9 protein-coding genes are annotated in these 11990 nt (G+C 76.9%); 7 read left to right on the forward strand and 2 right to left on the reverse strand.

The features are described 5' to 3' along the window. Positions 1 to 3 precede the first annotated feature (3 nt). The 4 genes from IE271_RS31990 (at position 4) to IE271_RS32005 (ending at position 4578) form a co-directional block, all read left to right on the forward strand. Positions 4 to 1368, forward strand: a complete 1365-nt coding sequence (locus IE271_RS31990) for an aldehyde dehydrogenase family protein (protein ID WP_190193986.1) — start codon at positions 4 to 6, stop codon at positions 1366 to 1368. Between the two features lie 8 nt (positions 1369 to 1376). Continuing rightward, entirely contained in the window at positions 1377 to 2198 is an 822-nt protein-coding gene (locus IE271_RS31995) for a 3-oxoacyl-ACP reductase (RefSeq protein ID WP_190193998.1), read from the forward strand. A 34-nt stretch (positions 2199 to 2232) separates the two neighbouring features. After that, positions 2233 to 3549, forward strand: coding sequence for an HAD family hydrolase (locus IE271_RS32000; RefSeq protein WP_190193987.1), 1317 nt, complete (start codon positions 2233 to 2235; stop codon positions 3547 to 3549). A gap of 84 nt (positions 3550 to 3633) precedes the next feature. Next, positions 3634 to 4578, forward strand: a complete 945-nt coding sequence (locus IE271_RS32005; RefSeq protein WP_190193988.1) for a DUF2510 domain-containing protein — start codon at positions 3634 to 3636, stop codon at positions 4576 to 4578. Between the two features lie 42 nt (positions 4579 to 4620). On the opposite strand, the gene IE271_RS32010 is transcribed toward IE271_RS32005, so the two are convergent. After that, complete coding sequence (locus IE271_RS32010; protein WP_190193989.1) at positions 4621 to 5823, reverse strand: amino acid deaminase/aldolase; 1203 nt, start codon at positions 5821 to 5823, stop codon at positions 4621 to 4623. A gap of 1482 nt (positions 5824 to 7305) precedes the next feature. Here IE271_RS32010 and IE271_RS32015 point away from each other — a divergent pair. Continuing rightward, on the forward strand, positions 7306 to 8388 hold the full coding sequence (locus tag IE271_RS32015; RefSeq protein WP_229919683.1) for a hypothetical protein: 1083 nt from the start codon (positions 7306 to 7308) through the stop codon (positions 8386 to 8388). Further along, entirely contained in the window at positions 8385 to 9632 is a 1248-nt protein-coding gene (gene mycP / locus IE271_RS32020; RefSeq protein ID WP_190193990.1) for a type VII secretion-associated serine protease mycosin, read from the forward strand. The genes IE271_RS32015 and mycP overlap by 4 nt, the downstream gene beginning before the upstream one ends. Positions 9633 to 9844: 212 nt before the next feature. On the opposite strand, the gene IE271_RS32025 is transcribed toward mycP, so the two are convergent. Further along, a complete protein-coding gene (locus IE271_RS32025) occupies positions 9845 to 10813 on the reverse strand; it encodes a serine hydrolase (RefSeq protein WP_190193991.1) in 969 nt (322 codons plus the stop codon). Between the two features lie 148 nt (positions 10814 to 10961). On the opposite strand from IE271_RS32025, the gene IE271_RS32030 reads away from it, so the two are divergent. Next, positions 10962 to 11693 carry an SseB family protein gene (locus tag IE271_RS32030; RefSeq protein WP_190193992.1) on the forward strand — a complete coding sequence of 244 codons (732 nt, stop codon included), beginning with the start codon at positions 10962 to 10964 and terminating at the stop codon, positions 11691 to 11693. Positions 11694 to 11990: the final 297 nt, after the last annotated feature.

The following is an 11990-nucleotide window of genomic DNA, read 5'->3' on the forward strand; positions in this document are numbered from 1 at the left end:
CGCGTGCTGCGCGTGCTCAACCCGGCCACCGAGGAGGTCGTCGCCACCGTCCCCGCCGCGACCGCGGCCGACGTGGACGCGGCGGTCGCCCGCGCCGCGCGGGCCCAGGAGCGCTGGGCGGCGCTGGCCCCCGGCGACCGCGCCCGCCTGCTGCGCCGCTTCGCCGCCGCCGTGGACGGGCACCTGGAGGAGCTGGCCCTGCTGGAGGTGCGCGAGGCCGGGCACCTCGTCGGCAACGCCCGCTGGGAGGCGGGCAACGTGCGCGACCTGCTCGACTACGCGGCGGGCGGCGTCGAGCGGCTGATGGGGCGGCAGATCCCGGTGCCCGGCGGCCTCGACGTCACGATCCTCGAACCCCTCGGCGTCGTCGGCGTCATCGCGCCCTGGAACTTTCCCCTGCCGATCGCCGCCTGGGGCACGGCCCCGGCCCTCGCCGCGGGCAACGCCGTCCTGCTCAAACCCGCCGAGACCACGCCCCTGACCGCCCTGCGCCTGGCGGAGCTCGCCCTGGAGGCGGGCCTGCCCGAGCACCTCTTCCAGGTGCTGCCCGGTACGGGCCCGGTCGCCGGGAACGCCCTCGTCGAGCACCCGGGCGTAGCCAAGATCGTTTTCACCGGTTCGACGGCCGTGGGCCGGCAGGTGCTGGCCAAGGGCTCGGCACGGCTCAAGCCCGTCACCCTCGAACTCGGCGGCAAGAGCCCGAACATCGTCTTCGCGGACGCCGACGTCGAGGCGGCCGCCGCGGCCGCGCCGATGTCCTTCCTCGACAACAGCGGCCAGGACTGCTGCGCCCGCACCCGCATCCTCGTCCAGCGCTCCGTCCACGACCGTTTCCTGGACCTGCTCGCCCCGGCGGTCGAGTCCGTGGCCGTCGGCGACCCGGCCGACGAGAGGACGCAGATGGGCCCGCTGATCTCCGCGGCCCAGCGCGACCGCGTCCGCTCCTACGTCCCCGACGACGCGCCCGGCATCCGCGGCACCGCCCCCGGGGGCGCGGGCTTCTGGTACCCGCCGACCGTTCTGACCGGCGTCGACCCGGACGCGCGCGTGGCCGTGGAGGAGGTCTTCGGACCGGTCGCCGTCGTGCTGCCCTTCGACGACGAGGCCGACGCCGTCCGGCTCGCCAACGCCACCGACTACGGCCTGTCCGGCTCCGTGTGGACCCGCGACGTCGGCCGCGCCCTGCGGGTGACACGGGCGGTCAGGGCGGGCAACCTGTCCGTCAACTCCCACTCCAGCGTCCGCTACTGGACCCCGTTCGGCGGCTACAAGCAGTCAGGGCTCGGCCGCGAGCTGGGCCCCGACGCGCTCACCGCCTTCACCGAGACCAAGAACGTCTTCATCAGCACGGAGGACCCCGCACAGTGACCGAGCACGTGACCGGGGGCCTCGCCCCGGACCCCGCCGCCCAGGACCCCGCAGAGGAACCCGTCTGCCGCCGGCTCGTGGGCCGCACCGCCGTCGTCACCGGCGCCGGCAGCGGCATCGGGCTGGCCTCCGCGCGCCGGCTGGCCGCCGAGGGCGCCCACGTCGTCTGCGCCGACGTCGACGAGGAGCGTGGCAAGGCCGCCGCCGAGGAGACCGGCGGCCTCTTCGTACGGACCGACGTCACCGACGCCGGACAGGTGGAGGCGCTGTTCAAGGCCGCGTACGACACCTACGGCAGCGTCGACGTCGCCTTCAACAACGCGGGCATCTCGCCCCCCGACGACGACTCCATCCTGGACACGGGCCTGGAGGCGTGGAAGCGCGTACAGGAGGTCAACCTCACGTCCGTGTACCTGTGCTGCAAGGCGGCCATCCCCTACATGCGCCGCCAGGGCAGGGGCTCGATCATCAACACCGCGTCGTTCGTGGCCCGGATGGGCGCGGCCACCTCCCAGATCTCGTACACGGCCTCCAAGGGCGGCGTGCTCGCCATGTCCCGTGAGCTGGGCGTGCAGTTCGCCCGCGAGGGCATCCGGGTCAACGCCCTGTGCCCGGGGCCGGTGGACACCCCGCTGCTGCGGGAGCTGTTCGCCAAGGACCCCGAGCGGGCCGCCCGCCGCCTGGTGCACATCCCGGTCGGCCGGTTCGCCCGCGCGGAGGAGATCGCCGCCGCCGTCGCCTTCCTGGCGAGCGACGACTCCACGTTCGTGAACGCCACCGACTTCCTTGTCGACGGCGGTATCTCGGGTGCCTACGTCACGCCTCTCTGACCGGACGCCGTTGTCGGTGTACGGTCCACATTCCATGCGACAACGACGTGCACTCGCGTGGATCCTGGCCGCGGCCGCCGCCCTGGCGGCCGCCCCGCCGGCCACGGCCGCCGCCACGGCCGACCGGCAGCAGCACCACCCCTCCCCGTCCTGCCCGCGGCTGTCCGGGGCACTGCCCTGGTACGGCGAGAACCGGGAGCGGCTGCAGGAAGTGATCGACGAGCGGGGCGACTGCTCCGGGCGCGGGAGCCTCGCCCGGCTCCCCCGCCCCGCCCGCGCCGGGGGAGCCCCCGTGGCCGCCTTCGACTGGGACAACACGGTCACCAAGAACGACGTCACCGACGCCACGCTCGCCTGGGCCCTGAAGCACGACAAGATCCTGCGGCCTGCCCGCTGGAAGGCCACCAGCAAGTGGCTCACCGACGCCGCCGACAAGGCCCTGACCGGCGCCTGCGGCACGGACGTCCCGGTGGGCAGGCCGCTGCCCACCTCCAGGGACGCCGACTGCGCCGACGAGATCCTTCAGATCCGCGAGAAGGCCGCGACGATGAGCGGCGCCGCCGCCTTCGCGGGGGAGTGGAACCACCGGCGCACCGTCCCGCAGTACGCCTGGGTGCCCCAGCTCTTCGCCGGGCACACCGTCGACGAACTCTCCTCGTACGCCCGCCGGGCCCGCGCCGAGGCCCTGGCCGCGCCCGTCGGCGCCACGCAGCGGGTCGGCACCCACACCCTCCCCGCCTACGTCCGCTACTACGCCCAGCAGCGCGACCTGATCCGTACGCTCCAGAAGGCCGGCTTCGAGGTCTACATCGTCTCGGCCGGCTCGGAACCGGTCACCGAGGTGTGGTCGCGCGGCGTCGGCGTCGACGCGGACCACACGATCGCGATCCGCTCGGTCCTCGACCGGCGGGGACGGATCACCACCAAGAACGAGGGCTGCGGCGGCGTCCCCGTCAACCACGGCGAGGCCATTCCGTACATCGACGGCAAGCGCTGCTGGATCAACCAGGAGATCTACGGCGTCAAGGGCGCGGCGGCCTGGGAGAGGCAGGACGCGCGGCACCGCATCTCGATCGGCGGCGGCGACGCGGACACCGACGTCACGTTCGTCGGCGACGCCACGGACGCCCACCTCGTCCTGAACCGCAACAAGGACGAGATCATGTGCCGCGCCTACGACGACGCGGACGGGCGCTGGCTGGTCAACCCCATGTTCATCGACCCGCTGCCCCGGCGGCAGGAGCCCTACCCCTGCTCGACGGGCGCCTACAACGAGCCCGCCGGCGGCAAGGGACCGGTGCGGCGCGCGGACGGCTCGGTCGTCCCCGACCAGAAGGACACCGTGTACTGACCACGGGTTTCCGGCCCCGGCGCCCCGGCCCGCCTCTTCGCGGACGGGCGGTGGGGGAGCGGCGAGGGGCCCTAGAGTGCCCGGATGAGCATGACGCCTCCGCCCGGCTGGTACCGCGACCCGTCGGCGCCGTCCGCGGAGCGCTGGTGGGACGGCACCGCCTGGACCGGCCACCGGCGCACGCCCGGCGCCCCGCCGCTGCCGCCCGCCGGGCCGGGGACGGCCGCGCCGGTCCCGGCCCCGGCGGCCGGAGGCGGGCCGGGCCGCGCCAAGGGGATCGTCCTCGTCGCCGCCGGGGCCGTCCTGGTCGCCTCGGTCGTCACCGGCGCCGTCGCCCTGAACGGCGGCGACGGCGGCGCCGCGAGGGGACCGGCCGTCCCGGCGACCACGGCGGGCACCGCCCCCGCGAGCGGCACGACGGCGCCCCCGTCGTCCGGGCCGTCCGCCGGCGCGTCCGGCACCCCCGTCGTCGTGGACGACCTCAACGGCATCACCCTGCCGGTCCTCGACGGCTGGGAGGAGCCGCGCAACGTCTCCGAGGACGACGTCGTCCTGACCACCCCGGGCACGTACGACTGCCCGGGCGACCCCGGCCTGTGCCGGCACGGCAAGGTCTTCTCCCGGACGGTCACGGGCGACGACGAGACCGACCCGCGGGCGCTGGCCGAGGCCGACATCGAGGAGGCCGCCGACCGCGCGTACGACCGGGACGCGCTCGGCCTGCGCCCGTACGGCGGCATCGAGTCGCACGCCCTCGTCGGGCGGGGACAGGTCGCGGTGGCGGGCCGCGCCGGGTACTTCGTGCGCTGGCGGGTCACGACGGCGGCCGGACCCGGCGGCTACGTCCAGTCCCTGGCGTTCCCCTCCGGCACCGGGTCCCAGGCGCCGGTCGTCGTGCGGTTCGTCCTCGACGCGGGTCCCGGCGGCCCGCCGCTCGCCGACATGGACCGCATCACCGAGGGCATCCGCCCGGTGGGCGACGCGGACACGGGCGGCGGCGTGGGCAGCAGCGTCGGCCCGTCCCGGTGACGGCCGCGGACCGGCGCGGCGCCCAGGGGCCGGCGGTGGCGCTCAGAGGAAGGTGCGGCCCTCGCCCCGGTACGTCGGCACGGTCGCCGTCACCTTCTCTCCCGACACCAGGTGCAGCGCGTCGAACCGCTCGCACAGCTCACCGGCCTTGGCGTGCCGGAACCACACCTTGTCGCCGATGAGCAGGTCGTCGGCCGCGTGCCCGAGCAGCGGCGTCTGCACCTCGCCCGCGCCCTCCTGCGGGTCGTGGCGCAGCCCCTCCGGCAGGTACGGCACCGGCGACCGGTCCGGGCCCGCCGCGCCCGACGCCGGGTAGCCGCCGCCCAGGACGGTCACGACGCCGACGCCCGGCCTGCGCACCACGGGCTGCGCGAACAGCGCCGCCGGACGCCCGCGGAACGACGTGTAGTTGTCGAACAGCCGCGGCACGTACAGCCCCGAGCCGGCCGCGACCTCCGTGACGGCGTCCTCCCCGGCGGTGTGCTGGACGCTGCCCGTCCCGCCGCCGTTGACGAACTCCAGGTCCGGGGCCACCGCCCGCAGGGCGCGCACCGCCTCCGCCCGCCGCGCGGCGAGCTCCCGGCGGGCCGCCGCCTGCATCAGCCGGACCGCCCGCGAGCGCACCGGCCGCTCCCGCACCGCGTCACCGACGCCCGCGATGTGCGCCTCGTACGCCATCAGGCCCACCAGCCGGAACCCCGGGCGCCGCACCACCGCGCGGGCCAGCTCGGCCAATTGGGCGGGGGAGTGCAGGGGCGAGCGCAGCGCGCCGAACCGCACACGCCCGCCGAGCAGCCTGAACGAGGTGTCCAGTTCCAGACAGACCCGCACCTCCTCGCGCCCGCCGCCCCGCGCCCCGTCGATCAGCCGCAGCTGCGCCGGATCGTCGATCATCACGGTGACGGCCGCCGCCAGCTTGGGGTCCGCGGCCAGCTCGGCGTACGCGGCGCGGTCGGCCGACGGATAGGCGAGCAGCACGTCGTCGAAGCCGGACCGGGCCAGCCACAGGGACTCGGCGAGCGTGTACGACATGACCCCCGAGAAGCCGTCGCGCGCCAGGACCCGTTCGAGCAGGGCGCGGCAGCGCACGGACTTGCTCGCGACCCGGACCGGCTTGCCCGCCGCCCTGCGGACCAGGTCGTCCGCGTTGGCGTCGAAGGCGCCCAGGTCCACGATCGCCAGCGGGGCGTCGAGATGGGCGGTGGCCCGGTCGTAACGGGCCCGGTCGGCGGCGCGCGCAGTCATGCGGGCAGCCTGCCAGACAGGACTACCACGGGGTAGGGGGACGTTCCCGGGCAGATGCCCCGGGCTCGCGCACTGGTTCCCATCCGCACAGCGGCAACCCGTAGAGTGACGCGCACGCGGGCGGGAACGGACTCCCGGAACGCCCGCGGCAGACGGGTCGCCCGGAGACGACGGAACGGGGGGTGCATGAGCACGGAAGCGCGGCGCGCCTCCATCCCTCCGCGCCCGGTCGCACCGCCGTCGAGGCCCCCGGCGGCCCCGGACGCACCGGCCGCGCCGGACGCACCGGCCCCCTCGGACGTGTCGCCGCCCGGTCTTCCGCCCCTGCCGTCCGCCGTGCCGCCCGGGGGCGCGGCGGTGCCGGGCGGAGGTCCGGGGACCGGTCCCGGCGGCCCGGGCGACGGCCGCCGCGCGCAGAGACCGGGCACGGAACCCGGCGCTCCGTCCGCACGCACCGACGGCGAGACCTCGGGCGTTCCCGGTACGCGGGCCCCGCGGACACCGGGTGCGACGGCGCCGCACGCCGCCGGCACGCCGGGCGGACGGCGGGAGCGGACGGACGGGGACGCCTTCCCGGGCGTCGCCTCTGCGAACACCGGCAGCGGAAGAACCGGCTCTTCCCCGACGGGCCTCCCCTCGGCGCGCCGTCCGGACGGCGCGCGCGGCGACGGGAGCCGCCGCGGGTCCGGAGCGGCGAAGACCGACGGGGCCGGCGAAGGGCCCGCGGGCACCGGGGCCGCCGTGGCCGGTACCGGCCCCGGGCGTCCGGACCCGGAGCCGAGGCAGGACCCGTACCAGGAGCCGTGGCAGGACCGATACGGGCGGCAGGACCCGTACGGGACGTACGGGAGCCCGCGCCGCGAGGCGTCCCCGCGGGCCGGACGCGACACGGACCGCGGGCCCGGCGCCGGGCGGGGCGGCCGGGCCTCGTCGCCGCCGCCTCCGCCGGCCTCCGCCCGGTTCCCCGACGCGCCGCCGTCGGTGGGAGGGGCCGCCCCGCGCACCGACGCCCCGGCGGTCCCGCCGCGCCCGGCGTCGCAGCCGCGAACGGGCCGGGACGCCGTGCCCCCTCCGGCCCGTCCCACGGCGCCGCCGAAGCCGGCCGCGCCGCCGCGCCCGGCCACGGCGCCTTCGCACGACCAGGACGGCGGCGCGGGCGTGGTGTACCGGCGGGTCCCGCCGGGGGGCACGACCGGCCCGGACCGGACCGGCGCTCCGCCGCACCGCACCGCCGCGGGCGCCCCCGCCGGCGCCCCGGACCCCGCGCGCCGTACGGGTGCCGCAGACCGTGCGGACCGCGAGGGCTTCACAGGCCGTGCGGATGGTGCGGGTTCCATGGATCGTGCGGGTTCCATGGACCGTGCGAGTTTCACTGATCGTGCGGACCGTGCAGGCTTCACAGGCCGTGCGGATGGTGCGGGCTCCACGGACCGTGCGGCCGCTCCGGGTGCGCCCGTCTCCGCCTCTCTCCGGGGTACGCCCGTGCCCGAGGAGCGCCCCGACGAGGCCACGCACCGTCTGCGCCCGGTCCCCGCGGAGCCGGCCGCCCCGGACGCCGCCCGGCCGGGCGCCGGGGGACGGGGAACCGCCCCCGCCCGGCCCGTACCGCCCGCACGGCACCCGCAGGTCCCGCGCCCCGCGGCTCCGCCGCCCGCCACCGGACCGGCCGCCGACGCGCCGACCGCCCACGCGCCCCGTCCCGCCCCCGGCGTCGACCCGGTGCTGGGCACCGCCACCGGCCGGCCCTTCTTCTCCCTGGGGCACCCGGACACCGGCGACCGCGACACCACGCGGCCGCGGCCCGGCACGCGCGCCGGAGCGCGCGCGGCGGCCGCCGCGGCCTGCCTCGTGCTGGGGCTCGGCCTCATCGGCGGCGCCGTCACCGGCAGTTGGCTGACCGGCGACGAGGCGGGCGCGGCGGGCGGGCGCGAGGGCTTCGCCGCCGCCGGCGACCTCTGGCACAGCGTCCCCGTCGACACCCTCTTCCCGCCGACCGTCGACGGGGAGGGCGCGGGACCTGGCGGCGCCGACCGCACCTGGACGCGGGTCGCCGTCGCGCCCGACAGCGGCTGCGAGGGCGCGTTCGACCCGCTGCTGCGCAAGGCCCTCGCCCCGGCCGGCTGCCTGAGGCTGCTGCGCGCGACCTACACGGACGCCACCCGCAGCCACGTCACCACCGTGGGGCTGCTGTTCACCAAGGCGGACCCCGCGACCACGGCGGCGCTGCGCAAGCGGTTCGAGGACGGAGGGCTCGACCGGCGCGGCGACCTGATGCCCCGCCCGTACGCGGCGAAGGACACCGTCGCGGCCGGCTTCGGCGACGAGCAGCGCGCCGCGTGGACGATCTCGGTGCTGACCGACGCCCCGGTCGTGGTCTACGCGGTCTCCGGCTTCGCCGACGGCCGCACCGTCGCCGACCCCCGGCCCGCCGCCGAGGCCATGCGGGCCGACGCCACCACCGCCCCCGCACAAGCGGGCCTCGGCCACGAGGCGCAGGGCCTCGCCGACCGCGTCGAGCGCGGTCTGCGCAGAATCGCCGACCCGGCCACGGAGACGCCCTCATGACCCGCAAGGCAGGCACGCCCCGCAGGAGACGCGCGGCAGGCACGCCCCGCGGGGCCGGAACCGCTCGCAGGGCCGGACCGCTCGGCGTCCTGCTCGCCGCCGCACTCGTGCTGCCGCCGTCCACCGCGGCGTACGCGGACGGCATCCGCGCCAAGGAGTGGGCCCTGGAGGCGATGCGCACCACCGCGGCATGGCAGACCACCAAGGGCGAGGGCGTCACCGTCGCCGTGCTGGACACCGGCGTCGACGACCAGCACCCCGACCTGGAGGGCAACGTCCTGCAGGGCAAGGACATGGTCGGCTTCGGGGCGGGGCGCGGCGACCGGGCCTGGGCCCGGCACGGCACCGCGATGGCGGGCATCATCGCGGGCCACGGCCACGGTCCCGGCGGCACCGACGGCGTCCTCGGTGTCGCCCCCGAGGCCCGCATCCTGCCCGTACGGGTGATCCTGGAGGACGGCGACTCCGCGCGCGCCCGGGCCCGCAGCACCCGGGGCAACGCGCTCGCCGACGGCATCCGCTGGGCCGCCGACCACGGCGCCGACGTCATCAACCTCTCCCTCGGCGACGACTCCAAGTCCGCGCACCCCGAGCCCGCCGAGGACGAGGCCGTGCAGTACGCCCTGAGGAAGGGGGCCGTCGTCGTCGCCTCGGCCGGCAACGGCGGGGAGAAGGGCGACCACATCTCGTACCCGGCGGCCTACCCGGGCGTCGTCGTGGCGACGGCCGTCGACCGCTACGGCACCCGCGCCTCGTTCTCCACCCGCCGCTGGTACGCCACCGTCAGCGCGCCCGGCGTCGACATCGTCATAGCGGACCCGGACGGCAAGTACTACGAGGGCTGGGGCACCAGCGCCGCCTCCGCGTTCGTCTCCGGCGCGGTCGCGCTGATCAGGGCCGCCCACCCCGACCTGACGCCGGCGCAGATCAAGCGGCTCCTGGAGGACACGGCCCGGGACGCGCCCGGCGACGGCCGCGACGACTCGCGCGGCTTCGGCTTCGTCGACCCCGCGGCGGCCATCGAGGCGGGCGGGCGGCTCGCCCCCGAGCGTGCGCGCCCGGCCGCGCACGCGGGCACGTACTTCGGCGACGGGCCCGACGCGGCTCGGGACGACGAGGGCGTGTCCGGCTGGGTCGGCCTGTCCGCCGGCGGCCTCGGCGTGCTGCTGCTGGCCGCGGCGGTCGTCCTGTGGCGCGGTCGAGGAGGCGCGCGCCCCCACGACACGCGCCCCCTCGAGTTCTAGCGCCCCCGCTTCTTTCCGCGCACCACTGGCCGTTTCAGGCCACGAAGGTGATCGTTCCGGCCCGCAACGCGACCGCCCTCCGGCCCGCAACACGACCGTCCCGGATCGCCCCGCACCCATCGGTCCCGCGGGCCGGGCCGACCCGTCCCGGGCCGACCCGCCCCGTACCGGTCCGTTCCGCACCTGCCCGTTCCCGGACCCGCCCGCCCCCGCTACGACCCTGCGCCGCCCAGCGCCGAGACGGCCGCCCGCGCCGCCGCCTCGACCAGCGCGACGCCCTGCTCCTTGGTGGAGTTGCCGTCGGACAACACGGCGACCAGGTACTCCCGCCCGTCCGCGGTCACCCGCCCGATGCTGTTGACGTCCCACAGCCCCGTCGTGCTCCGCGCCAGCCAGCCGTTCTTCAGGGCCCACCCGGACCCCGCCGCTGACACGCCCCAGGCCTGGTCCTCCACCACGCTCTCCATCAGACCCTGCAGATACGTGCGCGAGGTCTCGCTCAGTTCCGAGTCGCCGTCGGCGCCGAACACCTGCCTCAGCAGGACGAGCTGGTCGGCGGCCGTGGTCTGCGTCAGCCCCCACAGCCCGCCTTCGCCGCCCTCGGTGGCGGTGAGCCCGAACCGCTCGTTGGCGGCGTCCAGCCCCGCCGCCCGCCCGATCACCGCCCACAGCGCCGAGGCGGAGGCGTTGTCGCTGTTCTCGATCATCGCGGTGGCGTACGCGCGCTCCTGCGCCGTCGGTCCGCGCCCCGCGTCCTGCGCCTGGAGCAGCAGCGCCGCCAGGATGTCGACCTTCACGATGCTCGCCGTGTCGAACGCCCCGTCGCCGTACACCGCGCCGTCCCCGGACGACGGGTCCAGCACCGCGACCGACACCGCCGCCCCGTCCTCCGGGGCCACGGCCGCCATCGCGTCCGCGAGCAGTCCGTCCGTGTCCGGCGCGGGGGCCGCCACTCGTTCCACCGATGCCTCCGACCTCGTGCTCTTCGACGCATCCGACGACCGCGACGTCCTGGAGGACGATACGAGGTCCGCTCCGGTGTGCGCCTGCGCCCGTACGTACACGGTGCCGGCGGCCGCGGCGCCGACGAGGACGGCGCAGGCCGCCGCCGTGCGGACGAGGGCCCGACGGCGCCGGGGCGGCTCGGCGCCGTGCCGGCGGCGCGTTCTTCGGGAGTCCATGCCGCGATGCTCGGACGCGGCCCTGTGCGCGGGGTCGGATCCGGGTGAGACACCGGTCAGGGAATCCTGAGAAACCGATGAGTCGTATCAGCGCCTTGTCGCACACGCGGGACGGGACCGGCTCCGGCCACCGATAGGGTCGGTCCCCGTGGCGAACAAGAACATTCCCGACCCCGGCTACTCCGACGACGACGGCTCCGCCGACCCCCGGCTGGCCGCCGCGCTCGCGGCCTGGGCGCAGGACCGCACCGCGCACGAACCGGTCCTCGCGGCGCTGGCGGGCGCCCGGCTCCTCGTCCCCGTGGTCGCGGTGCTCGGCGAGGTCGAAGAGGACGAGCACGGGCTGCGCCGGGAGAAGACCAGCGACATGGCGGTCCCGACGCTGCGGGCGGGCAGCCGTACGGCCCTGCCGGCCTTCACCTCCACGGACAGCCTCGCCCGGTGGGACCCCCAGGCCCGGCCCGTCGCCGTCCCCCTGCAGCAGGCGCTGCGGGCCGCCGCCCACGAGAACGCGGACACGATCGTGCTCGACCTCGCGGGCCCGGTGCCCTACGAGCTCACGGGGCCCGCGCTGCGCGCCGTCGCCGAGGGCCGCACGAGCGCGGACCCGATGGACGACCCGGCCGTGATCGAGGCGGTGCGGGCGGCGCTGCACGCGGTGCCGTCGGTGCTCGCCGCGTACCTGCACGAGGGGGACACCGACGGCACCCTCGCCCTCGTCATGACCCCGTCCGCGAGCGCCGCCGAGACCGCGCGCGCCCTCACCCAGGAGCTCGCCGCCGACGAGACGCTGCGGGCCCGCCTGGTGCGCGGCCTCGACCTGATGTTCCTGGCGCCCCACGTCATGCCGGAGGGCGAGCCGCTGTACGCGCGCGACTGAGCGCCCGGGCCGCGTCGGGCGGGCGGTACGGAAAGCCGCGAGCGGGGGACCGGCCGCCCCGCGCGCGGCGGACGGCGGCGCCGCCTCCCGCGGGCGGGAGTGCGCGGCCGACCTGCCCGGCCGCCGCGGAGGACGGCCGGGCAGGTCTTCTGACCGCAGACCTAGTGCCGTGACCGGAAGGGTTCACCGGCTCGCGGCGTCCGGCACGGCACTCCCCCTGGCTCTTCGAGCAGGGGGGACCCCCACGCCGCGTTGTCGGAGCCACCCGGGTACGCCCGGTACGAGGGTGGTCCTCCG

Source organism: Streptomyces minutiscleroticus, from assembly GCF_014650875.1.
GTDB classification, from domain to species: domain Bacteria; phylum Actinomycetota; class Actinomycetes; order Streptomycetales; family Streptomycetaceae; genus Streptomyces; species Streptomyces minutiscleroticus.